At 32.2% G+C, this 18,814-nt stretch carries 13 protein-coding genes; 1 reads left to right on the plus strand and 12 read right to left on the minus strand.

Annotated elements, in window-relative coordinates; genetic code table 11:
* Positions 1–274: 274 nt before the first annotated feature.
* The 7 genes from modA to nifH (CLOPA_RS16355) all read right to left on the minus strand — a co-directional run bounded on the left by modA (position 275) and on the right by nifH (CLOPA_RS16355) (position 10,885).
* The gene (modA, locus tag CLOPA_RS16325; protein WP_015616533.1) at positions 275–1,120 is read right to left on the minus strand and encodes a molybdate ABC transporter substrate-binding protein; all 846 of its coding nucleotides are present in this window, start codon (positions 1,118–1,120) and stop codon (positions 275–277) included.
* Positions 1,101–3,890, minus strand: a complete 2,790-nt coding sequence (gene nifB / locus CLOPA_RS16330; RefSeq protein WP_015616534.1) for a nitrogenase cofactor biosynthesis protein NifB — start codon at positions 3,888–3,890, stop codon at positions 1,101–1,103. The genes modA and nifB overlap by 20 nt, the downstream gene beginning before the upstream one ends.
* A gap of 22 nt (positions 3,891–3,912) precedes the next feature.
* On the minus strand, positions 3,913–5,373 hold the full coding sequence (gene nifE, locus CLOPA_RS16335; RefSeq protein ID WP_015616535.1) for a nitrogenase iron-molybdenum cofactor biosynthesis protein NifE: 1,461 nt from the start codon (positions 5,371–5,373) through the stop codon (positions 3,913–3,915).
* A gap of 226 nt (positions 5,374–5,599) precedes the next feature.
* Positions 5,600–6,976: a nitrogenase molybdenum-iron protein subunit beta gene (nifK, locus tag CLOPA_RS16340; RefSeq protein WP_015616536.1), complete on the minus strand. Its 1,377-nt coding sequence runs from the start codon at positions 6,974–6,976 to the stop codon at positions 5,600–5,602.
* Positions 6,976–8,583 (minus strand): nitrogenase molybdenum-iron protein alpha chain, encoded by a 1,608-nt coding sequence (nifD, locus tag CLOPA_RS16345; RefSeq protein ID WP_015616537.1) that lies wholly within the window; start codon positions 8,581–8,583, stop codon positions 6,976–6,978. The genes nifK and nifD overlap by 1 nt, the downstream gene beginning before the upstream one ends.
* Before the next feature lie 43 nt (positions 8,584–8,626).
* Positions 8,627–9,448 carry a nitrogenase iron protein gene (gene nifH, locus CLOPA_RS16350; RefSeq protein ID WP_015616538.1) on the minus strand — a complete coding sequence of 274 codons (822 nt, stop codon included), beginning with the start codon at positions 9,446–9,448 and terminating at the stop codon, positions 8,627–8,629.
* Between the two features lie 618 nt (positions 9,449–10,066).
* Positions 10,067–10,885 carry a nitrogenase iron protein gene (gene nifH, locus CLOPA_RS16355; RefSeq protein ID WP_015616539.1) on the minus strand — a complete coding sequence of 273 codons (819 nt, stop codon included), beginning with the start codon at positions 10,883–10,885 and terminating at the stop codon, positions 10,067–10,069.
* A gap of 582 nt (positions 10,886–11,467) precedes the next feature.
* Here nifH (CLOPA_RS16355) and CLOPA_RS16360 point away from each other — a divergent pair.
* The gene (locus CLOPA_RS16360) at positions 11,468–12,445 is read left to right on the plus strand and encodes a helix-turn-helix transcriptional regulator (protein WP_015616540.1); all 978 of its coding nucleotides are present in this window, start codon (positions 11,468–11,470) and stop codon (positions 12,443–12,445) included.
* 161 nt (positions 12,446–12,606) lie between these two features.
* On the opposite strand, the gene CLOPA_RS16365 is transcribed toward CLOPA_RS16360, so the two are convergent.
* From CLOPA_RS16365 to CLOPA_RS16385, 5 genes are all read right to left on the minus strand, one after another.
* Positions 12,607–12,927, minus strand: a complete 321-nt coding sequence (locus CLOPA_RS16365; RefSeq protein ID WP_015616541.1) for a (2Fe-2S) ferredoxin domain-containing protein — start codon at positions 12,925–12,927, stop codon at positions 12,607–12,609.
* A gap of 26 nt (positions 12,928–12,953) precedes the next feature.
* Positions 12,954–14,039, minus strand: coding sequence for a FecCD family ABC transporter permease (locus tag CLOPA_RS16370; RefSeq protein WP_015616542.1), 1,086 nt, complete (start codon positions 14,037–14,039; stop codon positions 12,954–12,956).
* Between the two features lie 290 nt (positions 14,040–14,329).
* Entirely contained in the window at positions 14,330–15,670 is a 1,341-nt protein-coding gene (locus CLOPA_RS16375) for a nitrogenase component 1 (RefSeq protein ID WP_015616543.1), read from the minus strand.
* Positions 15,655–17,184, minus strand: a complete 1,530-nt coding sequence (locus tag CLOPA_RS16380) for a nitrogenase component 1 (RefSeq protein ID WP_015616544.1) — start codon at positions 17,182–17,184, stop codon at positions 15,655–15,657. The genes CLOPA_RS16375 and CLOPA_RS16380 overlap by 16 nt, the downstream gene beginning before the upstream one ends.
* 175 nt (positions 17,185–17,359) lie before the next feature.
* Positions 17,360–18,745, minus strand: a complete 1,386-nt coding sequence (locus CLOPA_RS16385; RefSeq protein ID WP_015616545.1) for a nitrogenase component 1 — start codon at positions 18,743–18,745, stop codon at positions 17,360–17,362.
* Positions 18,746–18,814 lie beyond the last annotated feature (69 nt).

Raw genomic sequence — 18,814 nt, forward strand, 5'->3', positions numbered from 1 at the left:
CAAAATAATTAAAGTTATATTCTTTAATGTTATTTTATATTAATTAATATCATTTTATTAATTAATATAATCTTATTAATCAGTAGAATTATGATACAACAGTATATTAAATAATAAATTTACTCTTAACGTCATTATTATATCACATTTTATATATTGCTACACTATATAAAATAGTCATAATAAAATATATTATATGTAATTAAAAAAATAACAAATCAATATATTATACTTTGACCTGTTATTTCCTTAAATACATTTTAGATATATTAAATTACTTTACTGAAAAACCATATTGCTTTAAAATATCTTTTCCTTTACCAGTAGTAACATAATCAATGAACTCTTGAGCTGCTGTCTTATTCTTTGAATCACTTACTACTGCTATAGGATAATCTACCTGTAATTTTGAAAATTCCTTGTCAGTTATAACTTGTAATTCTTTTTGATTATTTGCATCTGTCTTGTAGACAACACCAGCATCTGCATCTCCAAGTTTTACTTTACTTACAACATCTTTTACATTCAATTCCTGGCTCTTTATATTTTTTATTATCTTGTCATAAGTAGCCTGGTCTATTGCATTGTCAGCTTTAGCAGCATCTAAAGCTTTATAGAAATAGTTTCCAGCTGGTAGAGATTTATCTCCTACTACTAGTTTCACTCCATCCTTACCCAGGTCTGCTAAAGAATTTATTGATGCATTACTGGACTTATTTTTTGCTATAACTAGCTGATTCTTAGCAAAAATAACATCTTTATCAACTTTTTTAGCATCTGTTAAAGTCTTCATGTTTTTTGTATCAGCTGATGCAAATACATCTGCATTAACTCCCTGATTAATAGAAGCAACTAATTGCTGACTACCTGCAAAATTAAATGTAACCTTAATATTTTTATCCTTTTCAATTTGCTTACCTATTTCAGTATAACTTTCAGTTAAGCTGGCTGCTGCAAATACAGTAATCTGTTTAGGAGGTTCCTTACTTCCAGAAGCTGTATTATTAGCTGCATTATTTTCAGAAGTACTGTTTCCACAAGCTGCAGTAAATACAGTTACTATCAAAATACTAAGAACTAGTAGTGTTAATTTCCACCCTTTAAATAGTGACTCTTTCATCCTTTTCTTCCTTCCCACTTAGTGCTGACATTTCTTCTACAGCACGTTTTATTCCCTTGTCAATTGAATCATACATTTGTATAAGCTTGATACCTTTTGACTCTAGAGTCTTTACTGGTTCAATTCCCGCTCTCAGCGCAAGAACAGCATCACAGTCATGAATAGTGTTTACTATTTTTAAAATTTTATTCTCAGCTTCCTCGCACTCCTCAGAGCCTGAACAATATTTATCCACATGCCTGCTCTCTAGAAATTTAATATCTCCTCCTTCATAAGAATAAATTTGGAATTCTTTAGCTTGACCAAAATGCTGATCTATGTCAACACCTGATTTAGATGCTATGGCAAATTTATATTTTGACATTTTAACTGGAGTTTCCTCTGAAACTTCAACTTTAGATTGATATGCATCAACTACTGAACTGCTGCAGCCTGATTTACAATCTCCTGCTGGGACTATATCTGAAAAGTCAGCAGAACAATCATTTCCTAGTGTACCTATTGCATCTGCTCTACACTGTTTGCAGTGATACATTTGCTTCATATCTATTTCACATTCTTTTCTTAAGTCATTTAATTCTTTAGTAGAAGTTTCAGGCATGTTACCAAAAGCACTTTCTTTTACAGGTATAAGCTTCATAATATTAGTCATAAATGCTCCGCATTCCTTAACTTTTTTAACGACTTCTGGAATATGAGTATCGTTTATACCCTTAATCATTACAATATTAACCTTGCAGACAACACCTTTAGAACATAGATATTTAAGTCCTGAAAGCTGATTATTCATAAGTATTTCAGCAGCTTCTTCTCCTGTATATCTCTTTCCAAGATAGTTAACATCTCTATATATCTGAGCTCCTATTTTCTTATCTACAGAATTCATTGTTACTGTAACATGAGATACTCCTAATTCTATTAATTGATTAGCGAAAAATGGCAGCATTAAACCATTTGTGGAAATACAGAAGGTAATATTAGGATCTTCTTTCTTTATTAATTCTATAGATTCTTTAACAGCATCAAAATTAGCTAGTGCATCTCCCGGTCCTGCTATACCTAAAACAGTTAAATTTTTAAACTTAGCTTTAACTGCTTTAAATTTTTCTAAAGCCTGTTCAGGAGTAAGTACTTGACTTGTAACCCCCGGTCTGCTTTCATTAGCACAGTCATATTTTCTACTACAATAATTACAGCTTATATTACATTTTGGTGCTACAGGTATATGCATTCTTGCAAATTTATGAGCATTATCGCCGTAACATGGATGTGTACATGATTTCTCCTCATTTGTAAGAACTTTTTCTTCTTTCACTAATTCTTCTACTTGTTCTTCTACTATTGATTTTGGTTTATTTACTGGCTCCATATTATCTTCCCCTTCTTTTTTTGGAATGAAAAATTTGTCATAAGAATCTTTCCTAAATGTATTTTCTTTATCTTCAAGAATTGTGTTTGCAATGCAATCTATAAAAAATGCAGATCCGTTATATCCTGTGAATATTTGTCTTTGAGCCCCAACTCTATCATGAACCGGGAAGCCTATTCTCACTATTTTTACACCAAGTCTCTCTGCCATTCTTCTTCCATCTGAATTTCCAATCATAACATTTATATTAAAATCCTTAGCATAAGATTCTATTGTTTCGAAGTCAGTATCATCTAAAATTACAGCTTTTTCCAGCTGCCTTTCAAATTCTTTTTCCAGTTGTTGTTTAAGTTCTTTATTTTTTGATCCTGTAGCAATAAGTTTAACTAATACCCCATTTTCTGCACAGGTTTTAGCTATAGATAGTACAAGCTCTGGTTCTCCATAAATGATAGCTCTAGCTTCGCCATTATACTTATGGCTATCTATCATTGCATCCAGATATCTTCCTCTTTGTAATTTTAATTTATCTGGCATCTCAATACCAGTTATTTTCGAAATTATAGTCATAAATTCATCAGTATTCCTAAGTCCAATAGGAATATTACATTTATAAAGGGGTACTCCAAATTCTTCTTTTAAATACAGTCCAGGTGAATAATCATCTGGTACTGCCATACCCATTTCTATAGTAGCAGCTGCACTGCCCATTTCTTCAATATCTTCTATCTTTGTTCCACCCTTAGGCAGTCTTGTATATTGCTCATTATGAGATGAATCCAAAGTATTGGATACATCTGGAAGCATAGTGTACTCTACTCCAAAAGTTTCAAGTATCTCTTGTATGTTTCTGACATCTCCAGGATTTATATTTGCACAAATTATATTTATCTTTTTACTCTTCACATCAGTTTCAGGTTTTTTACAAACTTGTTCCACAATACTTCTCAAAGCTCTAAAATATCCCTCTGCCTGTGTTCCACCATATCCAGGAGTTGAAGTAGTTATTATTCTGATATTTTCATATTCTTTATTATCTTTTTCTTCTTCTCTGAATTCATATATAATCCTCTTTATATCTTCACCTATAGTTTCAGCAAGACAAGTTGTCATTACCCCTATAGTTTTAGGATTATACATCTTAATCATATTCTTTAAACCTGATTTTAAATTCTTAGTTCCACCATATACTGTACCATTTTCTGTTAGCGAAGATGAAGCTATATCAATAGGCTCGTTGTAATGAGTTGCCATATGCCTTCTAATATATGTGCTGCAGCCTTGAGAGCCATGTAAAATCACCATATTTCCCTCTATGCCCTTAAAGGCCATAACACCACCCATTGGCATGCACATCTTACATGGATTAACATTTAAATTCACAAAATTTCGACTATTCAATATAATCACCTCCACTTATATTTTAAACATAATTCCAAACAGGACTGTTTATCGTTGAATCAATTTCCTTAGCAAAATTTAATGATCCTACATAACCGCTTAAAGCATGCTTTCTCTCATGATTATGATCACAGAAAGCTATACCTAATTTATAAGCCAGTGGTCTTTCCTTAACACCGCCAACCAATATATCTGCACCCTGTTCTAATATGAATTTTTCTAATTCATAAGGATTTGCATCATCTAATATTACAGTACCCTCATTTGTAATGCTTTTTATGATTTCATAATCATCTTTTTTACCTGTTTGTGTTCCAACCATTACGGTTTCCATACCTAGATTTCTAAATTGCTTTATTAGGGATATTGCTTTAAACGCACCACCAACAAATATTGCCGCTCTTTTTCCCTTTAATCTATCTCTATAATAATCCAGTTCCTTTTCAATTTTACTTTCTTCCTCTAAAACGAACTGTTTTGCTTTCTTAATTTTATCTTCAGTACCTAAAATATCTGCTATTTTAAGTAATGAATTCTTTGTATCTTCAACACCATAGAAACTAACCTTGATATAAGGTATTCCAAACTTTTCTTCCATCATCTTTGCCAAATACATCATAGATCCAGCACATTGAACTATATTAAGTTTAGCTTTTGGGGCATTCATTATTTCATCATAGCTGCTATCCCCAGTTAACTTAGCTACAACATCTATACCAAATTTTTTCAAATAATTAGTTACAATCCATATTTCTCCAGCTAAATTGAAATCGCCTAAGAAATTTATTCCATCAATCTTTTCATCTGTAGTTTTATCTCCCATAAGCTTCATAAGAGCATCGCAAGCTGCTTTATATCCAGTAGATTTACTTCCTGCAAACCCAGGAGATTTAACTGGTATTACTCTTATACCGTATTTTATTTCTGCTGCTTTACACACTGCATCTGTATCATCACCTATAACTCCTACAATACAAGTGGAGTAAACAAAAATTACTTTTGGGTGATGTGCTTCTACTATTTCATCAATAGCTGCTGTTAATTTCTTCTCTCCTCCAAATATAACATCCTTTTCTCTTAAATCTGTAGAAAAACTGTTTCTGTATACTTCTTCTCCGCTGCTTAGACTTCCTCTTATATCCCAAGTGTAGCTGGCACAACCAATAGGTCCATGTACCAAATGGTAGGCATCAGTTATTGGATTTAGAACAACTCTGGCTCCACAGTACACACAAGCTCTTTGACTTACAGAACCTGATACACTAGCTGAATCACATTTGAATTCTCCCTCACCACATCCGCCTTCACTTTTCTTATTGTAATAAACGGATTCTTCTCTTTGTTCTATAACCTCTAATTTTTTTTTTTGAACTACAGGTTTGTATTCAATGCCATCAACAATTTCTTCATTCTTGTCTACTAATTCCAAGCATTCATCAATTGTAGAATCATCATAACAAAAATCCTTCTTTTTATTTTCCATAATAACTGCACCTCCAAAATTTTAATCATTATAACATTACCCTATAAAATTACCTATATTAAAATTTGATTCAGGACGATACCGCAATCGTCCTGAATCTATGGGGCATTTATCAATATATAGCCACTGCCAATTTTTTATAAAAGTAATTGGGCAATTATATTTTTATCAAAATACAATTTTTATACTTAATGAGACTAGCAGTAGGCTTGTAAATAGCTAAAATTTATCTTACTACTTCAAAGTCTTCTTCTGCACATTCTCTTTCAATTTTGTCAAGAATAACGTTAGTTATTTCTTCTACTAAACGTATTGCGCCTTTGTAACCAACTTTTGGATTGTAATAATGTCCATATCTATCCATTACTGGGAAACCAAATCTAACAAATGGAATATTTTCTTCTCTTGCAATGAATTTTCCATAAGTGTTTGATATTAATAGATCAACACCTTCATTTTTTATCCATTGGTGTATGTCAAAGAAGTCACCTTCAGCTTTAACTTTGCTGCCTTCTATACCAGCTTCTGCAAGCATAGCATTGATTTCTTTTCCAAATTTAGCACCAGGAGTACCAGTAACTACATACTTTGGTATAGCTCCTAATTCTATTATAAATTTGCTAAGTGCAATAATTTCATCAGGATCACCAATTAATGCAACTTTTTTACCTTGAAGATACTGCTGACTATCGATCATTAAGTCAATTAATTGACCTCTTTCTTCTTCTATTGATGCTGGTATTTCTTTGCCTGTTGCTTCAGATAAAGCCATTAATAAATCATCTGTAGCACTAACACCAATAGGAGTTTTTAATGTTTTAAATGGAACTTTGCATTTCTTTTCTAATTCTTTTGCACCTAATTCTGAGGCATAACTTCCAAGTGCAAAAGTAAGATCTGCATTTCCTGAATCAGCTATATCTTCACGCTTTGCTCCACCTTCTGGATACATTTTGAATTCACCTGTAGTTGGACCATCTAATACTCCACTAGTATCTGGGAACATTGTATAAGGAACACCTACAGCTTCAAACAATCTCTTTATTTCTCTCATGTCAGCTGGACCAACAAATCCAGGAATTATATTTATTTTACCATTCTTTTTATCAGTATTTTCAGCTAAATATTTAACTATACCCTGTACCATGTTAGCAAATCCAGTAATATGTGATCCAACATAGCTTGGTGTATTAGTATGGATAACTAATTTACCTTCAGGTATGCTGCCAGCATCTTCCATTTGGCTGATATAAGTAGGCAAATCGTCTCCTAATGTTTCAGATAAGCAAGTTGTATGAACAGCTATTATATCTGGATTATACATTGCAAATATATTCTTAACAGCTGTCTTTATATTAGAACCACCACCGAATACGCTGGCACCTTCTGTAAATGAACTTGTAGAAGCCATTGCTGGTTCTTTAAAATGTCTTGAAAGTACTGTTCTATGGTAAGAACAACAACCCTGTGAACCATGACTGTGAGGAAGACAATTGTGTATACCTAAAGCCGCATACATTGCTCCTACTGGTTGACAAGTTTTAGCTGGATTAATTCTTAATGCTTTTCTATCTACTATTTCCTTTGATGTTGCATCTAACATTATTCTTCCCCTCCTACAACAACTTTACTTTCTGCTGAAGCACTTTTTTTCCAAGGTGGTGTTATAAGCTTCCATGCTGGTGTATAGACACCATTAACAAGCTCTTTTCCGAAATTAACTATACCTCTAAATCCTGCATATGGACCATTATAGTCATATGAATGAAGCTGTTTTGATAATATTCCACCTTTTTGGATAACATATTTTTCTTTTACTCCAGCAAAGAACATATCAGGATGTAATTTTTCTATTACTACATCAATATCATGATGATTCATATCATCGATTAATGTAGTTCCATCTCCCATATCTTTAACTATACCGCCATAATAAGATAGTGGGACACCGTCTTCTCTAAGTTTTTTTGCCTTTTCTTCTGAAATTACAATACGATATCTTTCTGCATCTGGAGTAACAGTTATTTCAGGAATGTTTTTACTATCTGCATCAATTTTTATTGTAGGACGAATCTCGTCACCTTCATAATCATCACGATGAGCAAATTCAAATCCAGCTACTAAAGTATCTACACCAAAGCTTTGAAGCATGTTCATGTATGTGTGGGATCTTGATCCTCCAACATATAGACAAGCTGTTCTTCCACTAAGTTTTTCTTTGAAATAAGCCAAATCATCTTGAATTTCAGCAAGTTCTTCTGCTATAACTTCTTCAGTTCTCTTAGTAAGTTCTGGATCATCAAAACATTTAGCCATATCTCTAAGTGTTTCAACTATTCCATCTACACCAATGAAATTGCATTTGATCCATGGAATACCATATTTAGTTTCCATCATTTCAGCAATATAGTTTATGGATCTATGACACTGTACTAGATTTAAATCAGCCTTATCAGCATTTTGAACTTTTTCATAACTAGCATCACCAGTTAAAGTTGCATTTACATGGTAGCCTATTTTTTCAAGGACTCTATCCATTTCCCAAGCATCTCCACCGATATTGTATTCTCCTAATATGTTTATAGAATACTTTTCTTGTTTCTTGTTTCCTTTTCCAATGATATCAGCCATAACAGTATTGTTTGCTATATGGTGACCTGCTGATTGGGATACCCCTTTGTAACCTTCGCAGCTGAAAGCATGAACTGGAATTCCAAGTTCTTTACTTGTTGTTGAAGCAACTGCAAGTATATCATCACCTATAAGACCAACTGGACATGTTGCATAAATACCTATAGCTGCTGGATGGAACATTTCATAAGCCTCATGTACAGCTTCTGTTAATTTGTTAGTTCCTCCGAAAACTATGTCACTTTCCTGCATGTCAGTTGAGAATACATATTCGTTAAAGTTTAAGCCATCTCCATTTTCTGGTCTTGCCTTAAATCTTCTTCCACCCCAAGTATAGAAAGAACATCCTATAGGTCCGTGAGTTATATGAACCATATCTTTTATTGGTCCCATAACAACACCCTTACAACCTGCATAAGCACATCCTCTAGCTGTAATTATTCCTGGTATTGTTCTTGTGTTAGCAACTATTTCAGGATTTGGTGTTTCTTCAGTTTTTATAACTATATGACCGTTTCTGCTCTTTTTAGTTTTAGGTATATATTTTTCTAAAATCTCGTCTTTTAATTTTTCGCTCACGAAATTCACCCCTCATTATAATTAAATAAATTTATATACAATCTTATAGATCCATAAGACCATATTGCATTAATATTTCTTCAAGTCTTTCTTGAGTCATTGGCTTTGGTATAACAAATAATTTGTTTCCATCAACTTTTCTTGCTAATTCTCTGTATTCTTCAGCCTGCTCACAAGTAGGATCAAATTCTATAACAGTTTGTTTATTTATTTCAGCTTTTGTTACCATTGGGCTTCTTGGTACGAAATGTATTAATTGACTTCCAAGTTCTTTAGCGAATGCATCAAGTAGTTCATATTCATTAGCAACTTTTCTGCTGTTACAGATGATACCACCTAATCTAACTCCACCGCTCTTAGCATATTTCTGGATACCTTTTGAAATGTTGTTAGCAGCATATAGAGCCATCATTTCTCCACTTGCTACTATATATATTTCTTGAGCTTTTCCTTCTCTGATTGGCATTGCGAATCCACCACAAACAACGTCTCCAAGTACATCGTAGAATACATAATCCAAATCATCTGTGTAAGCTCCAAGTTGTTCAAGCATGTTTATTGAAGTTATTATTCCTCTTCCTGCACATCCAACTCCTGGTTCTGGACCGCCTGATTCAACGCATCTGATTCCACCATATCCATCTTTTAATATAGAATCTAATTCTACGTCTTCTCCTTCTTCTCTTAATGTATCAAGAACTGATTTCTGAGCTAGTCCTCCTAAAAGTAATCTTGTTGAATCTGCTTTAGGATCACAACCTACTACCATTATCTTCTTACCCATTGCATGAAGACCTGATGTTAAGTTTTGTGTTGTAGTTGATTTACCTATTCCACCTTTACCATAAATAGCTACCTGTCTCATTTAAACATTCCTCCTAAAAATTAAAAATTAATTAAGTTTTATGCTATATTTTTCTGCTAAACTTATGTTGTTTTTTAGCTTAATGAAAATATATCACAACATAATAATTAATACAATAGAAAATTTGATAATTTAGCAAAGTTTTTTTATATTTTTTATTAAAAGTTTAATGAAAACGATATTTTGATTGATTTTTATCAAACATACAGTAAATATAGCTATTAGCAATATTATCATTTTATTAATTTATAAATACAAATTAATAAAATTCATACTATATTTAATGATAAATCCATATTTTCATTTATTCACAAAGGTATTGCTAATTTATTGTAAAGCATAGGCTTTTTCTAATATTACTAATATAATATGAGTGCTTCTACATTATTTTTATTGTTTTTTAAAGCTGAAAGACTTACCTCCTACATACTGAAAAATTATTATATTATGAAATTAATAAAAATATCAGCTTTTAGTAAAACCTAAAATTTATTTATCCAATAATTTTCCATAAAATAAAAGGACAACTTTAAGTCATCCTTTTATTTTATGGAAAAGTTTTATATTAATGATTTATTGAAGTGTTTATATGGGTAACTATTTATATAGACTCCTATACTAGTCAATAAGACCATGTTCCATTAATATTTGTTCTAATTTTTCCTGAGTCATTGGCTTTGGTATGACAAACATATCATTTTCATCTACTTTTCTTGCAAGTTCCCTATATTCATCAGCTTGAGCACAAGTTGGATCATACTCTATAACAGTCTTCTTATTTATTTCAGCTTTTGTTACTGATGGACTTCTTGGTACGAAATGTATTAATTGACTTCCCAGTTCTTTAGCAAATGCATCAAGTAGTTCATATTCATTTGCAACCTTTCTGCTGTTACAAATAATACCGCCAAGTCTAACCCCACCACTCTTAGCATATTTCTGGATACCTTTTGAAATGTTGTTAGCTGCATATAGAGCCATCATTTCTCCACTTGCTACTATATATATTTCTTGAGCTTTTCCCTCTCTGATTGGCATTGCGAATCCACCACAGACAACGTCTCCAAGTACATCATAAAATACAAAATCCAAATCATCAGTATAAGCTCCAAGTTGTTCTAACATGTTTATTGAAGTTATTATTCCTCTTCCTGCACATCCAACTCCTGGTTCTGGACCACCTGATTCAACACATTTGATTCCAGCGTATCCCTCTTTCAATATTGAATCCAGTTCAACATCTTCCCCTTCTTCTCTTAATGTATCGAGAACTGTCTTTTGTGCAAGACCACCTAAAAGCAATCTTGTTGAATCTGCCTTTGGATCACAACCCACCACCATTATTTTTTTACCTCTTTCAACTAAACCTGCTGTAAGATTTTGTGTAGTAGTTGATTTTCCAATTCCACCTTTTCCGTAGATAGCTAGCTGTCTCATTTAATATTCCTCCTTTAAATTACACAAACCCGGTTGTCGCTAAACGCAATAACTATTCTTCATATAATTATTTAATTATTTTATACTTCCTTTTCATTATATGTAATTTTTTAACAAAAGTCAATAAATTTAGCATATTTTCTATCAAATTATTAATTTTCTCAAATATAACATATCAATGTATTAATAATTATCTCTTGATATAAAAAAACACTTTTGACTTCAATGTAGAAAAAGTATGTACAAAACTTTTATTTTGTAACGCCCTTTTAATCCTTCAATTATATATTAATTAGTCGATGGCTGTGAATTGAGCATTTTATTTACATCATCACCAGTTAAATTATAAATGTATAATTTTCATATTTAATAAATTATTCTATGGCAATAGTTTATTTTAAGTTAAGTTATTAATTTCTTTAACTTTTTTATTACATGTAATATTATTCTATATAAAATAACATATAATATATGTTATAATGATTTATAATTATCTTATATAATAGTAGTTAATTTAATAAAACTATATTTCGAAAGATTATTCTTAAATGGATAAAACAATCATGGAAGGAACTGTGGTATATGGATATAGATATAGATACAGCGCTCACACCTCAAGAGGTTGCGGATATATTAAAAATTTCAAAAAGTACTGTATATGATTTAATTAAAAAAAATGCAATAAACTCATATAGAGTAGGAAAAAAAGTTCGTGTTGATTTAAAAGATGTAGAAGCCTATAAAAACAAAACAAAAAACATAAAAACTCCCACTGCAGATTTTTCAAATTCTTCTATATTAATATCTCCAGCATTGTCTGATGCAATGTCACAAAATGATGAACCTATGGATGAATACAGTTTTGTTATATCTGGTCAAGATCCTATTCTAGATATTTTATGTAGATATCTAGAATTTTACCCTACTGGAAAACGTGTTTTAAGATCCTATGAAGGCAGTTATAATGGCATATATGAATTGTATTGCGGAAAAGTTCAGGTAGCAACAGCACATATGTGGGATGGAAAAACCGGTGAATATAATGTCCCTTATGTTGAAAGAATGCTGCCCGGAGTATCAGCTGTTATAATACGATTGGTTGGAAGGATGCAAGGTTTTTATGTTGCAAATGGGAACCCTAAGGGTATAAAAGATTGGAACGATTTTTCAAGATCAGATATTGTTATTGTAAATCGTGAAAAGGGTAGTGGTGCTAGAATCTTATTGGATGAGCATCTGCGACAAATGAATATTTCAGGTAAAAATATAAATGGCTATAATCACGAATGTATTTCCCATTTAGCAATTGCCAGCACAATTGCTCGTGGTGGTGCGGATTTAGGTGTTGGTAATGAAAAGGCTTCTTCTCAGGTTGATGGAATTGATTTTATTCCCATACAGAAAGAAAAATATGATCTAATTATAAAAAAAGATGATATAAATCACCCTACAGTAAAAGCCATTCTTGATATTCTTAAATCAAAAGAATTTAAGATGGAAATATTGGGTATAGGTGGATATGACACTAGTGAAATGGGACATATCATAGCAGAAACTTAACAAAGCTTGTTTTAAGGCTCAATTCCTGTAAATCTTTATAAACTTATAAAAGGTAGTATCAGAATACATCCTTTAATTATTTTGATAGTACCTTTTATTCTAATGTATTCTTGCCATCAACAGTAATTGTAGATGCTGCTATAATTATATGAAATACTTTTTTATTTTGATAAAAGTCTCTCTATTATTTTTCCACTTTTCAGATGAACCTCTATAATCTCATCTACATCATCTATACTAACTCCACTATACCAGATTTCCTCCGGATATATAACCATATTAGGTCCTTTATTAGTTATTCCATTTCTGAAACATCCACAACTTGATACTAGTATTTCATTGGACATATTATATTCAGCAATTAATTTATCGAATTTTGAAATTATATCCTCTGATCCTTTTTGATAACATACTCCATCCTGAATTTTATTACATTTAGTACCATTGCAAATAAGAACATGATATTTAGGTCTTGCATGCATAATCAAGTACTCCTTCTATATATATTTTATGACCAGGCTTTTTTGCCCTTTATCAGCAAGTACAAAAATAACGGAGCACCTATAATAGAAGTTAATATACCAAGTGGTACCTCCATAGCGAACATATTACGTGCAAAATCATCAACCAATAATAAAAAACTACTTCCTATAATTATTGATACAGGCAAAAGCACCTTATAATTAGGTCCCACTATGAGACGTGCAATATGAGGAATTATGAGACCAATCCATGAAATCATTCCTGCAATAGCCACGGATGCCGCTGTAAGCATAGTAGCACACACAATAATAATTATCCTAATTTTACGAGTGTCAACCCCTAAAGCCTTAGCCTCTTCATCGCCAAAAGACAATATATTTATTTTCCACCTTAAAATAATAAGTGGAATAATACCAATTATAAAGGGTACAAGAAACATAAGAAGATCACTATTATCAATAGTTGAAAGACCTCCCATAAGCCAAAAACTAATTGCAGGAAGCTTATTATCCGGATCTGCTGCATATTTAGTAATGGATATAATAGCTGTAAATATATTTGAAACTACTATTCCAGTTAATACTAAAAGAACAATTGAAGTTTTATTTTTCCCAATGATAGAACTTATACTATATGTAAGAATTACAGCTGCAAGTCCCATAATAAATGCCATAAATTGTATGGCAACACTATTAAATGATAACATTATTCCTATAACTGCACCTACTCCAGCACCAGAGGAAGCTCCCAAAATATCCGGTGAAACCATAGGATTTTTAAATAAACCTTGATAAGCTGCTCCAGATGCTGACAGTGCAGTTCCTATTAATACAGCTGCAAAAATTCTAGGAATACGCACCTGGAATAATACCATCTCTTCACTTCTAGTCCATGTAACTGGCAGGCTAAAAAGTTTTCCTATTACAATATTAAATAATTGAGATAAGGGAATTCCATATCTACCAATAGTAAAGGATACTAAAAAAATAGCTACAGATATGATAGTCAATACCATCAATACAAGATTTTTATTTTCTCTTTTTTTAACCTTTAAAGCCGGAATAGATATTGCTTCCTTATGTTTTACTTGAATATTATTCATAACTTTCATAAAATCACCTTTCTAACCTGCACAATATTTAATGTACATAAATTAATTTAATATGACAAATTTAATTGTAAAAGTATTATATATGATATTTTAAATTGAAAGCTTAGGTTTAGATTTAGATACGCGTAAAATTGACAATTAAATAAATATATGATAATTTGTATTAGGTTTAAATTATTTGATTATTATTTTATTTGATATGTTGCTCAAGTTTATAATTTGAGCAATATTTTTTTGTTATAACAAAACTACCACTGTGCCATGTAAGCTTGCCTAGCGGTAGTTTTAATTTACACATCTCTTTGTCTACTAATTTCCTTGGAGCGAAATGCTTTCTCCCAATCATTTGCAACCACTTCCAAAATATTCAACATTCCCATATATCCAAAGTAAGCTTTATCTAAATAGACATCCATATTTGTTGGTGCTAATACATCAAAAGCAATTTTAATTCCAACTTCCTCTGCCATATACTTTTCCCAGGAAGATCCAAATACAGCATCTACATCTATATTTTTTAAGCTCTCTTTTATCTGATATCCATCTACTGCAAATGCCACTTTAGATTTTAATCCCAGAGAATCCAGCTCTTTACTTAATAAATCTCGTATTTGAGGAGCATCAGATTTAATAAGTATTGTCTCTGGAATCATTTCCAATTCCTCAAATAGCATTCTTAACAATCCAATACCCATGGTAGCATCAGCAGATAAAGCTATTCTACAGTTATGATAACGTGGAATCATCATTAAAGCTCTTTTTCTGAGAATATCTATAACATATTCTTCACCAGGATTTATTATTTTTTCCACTTCTTCGCTTACATTAAAATATTCACCTAATCTTCGAAGCCATGTAGCCGTATTTTTTAAGCCAATAGGTAAAGGTATATCATCAAGAATTAATGGAACACCATGAATTTTTTCCATACTTTGCGCAAATTCATATCCAACATCATGGCTCAAAATAATATTAGCAGATGCCAATCCCGCATTTTCTATTTCATCAATAGATATATCTCTAGCTAATACAGTCTGAACTTTGATACCTAAAGTTTTCAAAACGCCCGTTACCCATTTTAAATCAGCCCACCAGGTAGGATTTAAATTAGCCTGAGGTGCAATAATATTTACACTCTTTTCATTCCTTACATCTGCTTTTTTTATAAATGGTATAAGTGAATTCAAACCTATATTCATGCCGTCATAACTATTTCCACGAAAACCACCTGCCATAATTGGAATTAGTTTTGCTTTAACCTCATCTTCCATTTCTCTGCATATGCCTTCTAAATCTTCCCCAATTATATCAGCAGCGCAAGTCCCCAGCACAAATATTACTTTACTATTAAAAGTATTATCCGCATCTTTTATTAAGTTTTTTAATTTTTTCGAAGCTCCCATTATTACATCTGATTCAAAAAGACGTGTACATCCTATCTTTCGCTTTGTAAAATCAATTTCATGAGCATCATAGGCTGCTCCTACTGTAGCTGCACAGCCTTGAGGTGAATGAATTACAATACTTGCATTTTCTATACCAGCTATTATGCTGGCAACTCCCTCCAAAGCACAACTTACAACTGGATCTTTACTGTGATTGCATTGCTCAAAGCTTAATTCATCATACATTGGCCTCTCCTCCTTCTATGGGCATATACAGTACAATCAGGTAAATCCCGACTTAATTTAGGTGTTAGAGCCTGAGCAGATGCCAAGCCTGAATCTTCTGGAAATACTATTTTCTTAAATAGAGAACTTCTAGGTCTAGAAGAATAACTTAATGCAGTATTAATACATTTTGCTACTTTCAATGCCCCTCTATAACCAAATCTAGGACGATTTAATATGGCATTTAAGTCTACCAAAGGAATATTAGGGAAACTTAAGGAGGAGCCAAAATACACTACAGATTTTGAATCTATGCCCCCAAGAAAGGCCAATAGTTCATCTTCTGTCTGCTTCATTGATTCATATTTACCAAAAGCAAGAGTACCTTTTGTTATCAATATTTCAGGATCCAGGCCGGTTTCCAATAGATAATCTATACTTGTCTGTCTTGCTTCTGTACTCCAAGGATGGAAATTAAATATAATTGGTCTCATTCCAAAATCACTTTTCAACATATGTGCAATAGACAAACACTTCACAGCGTCGTGTCCTTCTATAATGGCAATTTTACCCTCTAGAAATTTCTTACTTTCTTCAAATTCATCTTTTATTGCGGCATATTCTCTTTTCATCAAGGCTTCTGCCTCTTCTTCCATATTTAGATATTTAGCTGCTCCCATAATCCATCTTTCTGTAGCAGCAATACCATAAGGAAGTATTGTGGAATTAATAGGTGTTCCAAATTCTTCTTCCATAGATTTACCAATAGCATATCCTATATCAAGGCATAGTGCACAATTAACAGCTGCACTAGGAGCTTTTTTAAGTTCATCTAGAGTACAGTCTCCAGCAATTACAGAATTAACCTTTGCACCCATACCTTTTATAAGTCTTATTAACTCTTTTACATCTGTATCTACTTCTGTTCTTTCAGCACCCATTTTTCCGCCCACAATATTAACAGTATTTTCCATTTCGGTTCTACTTTCAATAGTAGGTTTATCCATAAGCTTCACTATCTGTTTAAATACAAGGTCAAAACCACTTCTATATTCTCCTGAAAAGCCTTCACAGTGTATAGACATCAATTTAGCATTTAATTCCGGTTCCATCTTCTCCATAATTTCATCTACATTATCACCTATAATTCCTGTAGCACAGCTTGTTGCTGCAAAAATAACATCAGGTTTATATTTCTCATCAACTTCCTTAAGGGCTCCTACCAATTCTTTTTCCCCACCATATATAACATTCTTTTCACCTATATTTGTGCTTACAACTGGTTCATAGGCAGCTCCACTGTTACGACAGTTTGTAAGTTTATATGCCTGCTTTACTCCATAAGCACAGCCACTGGGGCCATGGGTAAGTATAACTGCATTTTTAATTCCACTCAAAACCTTAGTAGCAGTCCAAAATTTACATGGACGTGTATGGCTTCCCTGCAAATTTGTTTTTATCTTTCCCTCTTTAGCCAATTTATATAATTCACTTAGAGTTCCATGAAATTCTATACTTTCCTTTGTAATAGCCATAATACATACCCCCTATTTTATAATTTATAAGTTATATTTTATAAGTTATATTTATTTATAACTTCTGTTTTCAATTTTATAAATCTTATATGTATAGCCAAGTTTTAAATTAAAACTTGGCTATACAATAAGCTTAGATTTGTTAATTTTTAATTTTCAAATGATATTTTGTTAATTACCAAACATTCAATATCCATTCTTTTTGATGTTTGTTTTCCATATCTGTAAATAAAGTATTTGCAATAGTTTCTGCAAGGAATTCTGCACCTTTGTAACCTACAAGAGGATGCTTCCAAAGTCCAGCTCTGTCAAAAGTAGGGAATCCTACTCTAACCATAGGAATATTGTTATCAATAGCAATATATCTTCCCTTTGAATGTCCCATGATTAAATCTAATTTAAGACCTTCATTCTTTATTCTCTTTTCAAGCTCCCACAAATCAGAATTGCAAATAACTTCTATATCACAATTAGCTCTCTTTTCTAAATCAGTAAGTCTAGGATCCTTAGCATACTTCTTATTATCGTCACCTAAAAGAAGAAGAACAGGTTCTAATTCGCATTCTATACAAAAATCAGCAAGTGCCATTACTAAATCAGGATCTCCGTAAATAGCAACTCTCTTATTTGCAAAGAACATATGCGCAAGGTCAGCCATTGCATCTATAGCTCTTCCACGTTCAATAACTAAAGATTCAGGTATTTCCTTACCAGTAAGTTTGCTTATATTTTGAATGAATTTATCAGTATTTGCTATTCCAATAGGCATTGAATCCAATACTGCAGGAACCTCAAATTCTTCCTCTAAGAATGTAGCAGCACTTCCACCTTCATATTTGCAAACAGCTATAGATCCAACAGAGTTAGCACTGTCAGCTATGTCTTCTATAGTTGTATTACCATAAGCAAAAGCAGATTTATCAGGCATAATTGGAGCATCAAAAGTTTCTACATCCATTAATATGTTGCCTTCTACATTCATTTGAGATAATATACTCTTAATTTCTGTTACATCTCCAGGATTTATCCAGCCTGTAAACACATTTAACTTACCATTAGGTTGAGTTTTCTTAGCGAGTTCAGTTACAAATGCAAGTACGCCTACATCATAGCCACTAACCTGGCTTCCAGTATAACTAGGAGTATGCATTGGGACTAATTTAACTTCACAATCTGGATGACTCTTCTTCCAAGCCATTTTTATTTTTCTTATAGTACCTTCAACGTCATCACCTATAGTTTCTGTTGAACAAGTAGTAATTATAGGTAAAACTTTTAAATCAGGATATCTATTAATAAGTGTTTCTACACCATCTTCAATTCTTTGAACTCCACCAAAAACAGCTGCGTCTTCATGTAATGAAGAAGATGCAATATCAAAATTTTCTTTATAGTGTTGAGCAAACATAAGTCTTACGAAAGTACAGCATCCTTGTCCACCATGAACTAAAGCTATACAATCCTTAACTCCTATACTTGCATATTGAGCCCCACAAGGCTGACAGTTAAAAATAGGATTTATTACACCTGTACGATCTCTTTTTATTATTGAAACAGACATTTTATCACCTCTCGAATATATTAGGAAAATTAGCCTTTTAGAATATATAAGTTGCATGATTAGCATATT

This window comes from Clostridium pasteurianum BC1, from assembly GCF_000389635.1.
Lineage (GTDB): Bacteria > Bacillota > Clostridia > Clostridiales > Clostridiaceae > Clostridium_I > Clostridium_I pasteurianum_A.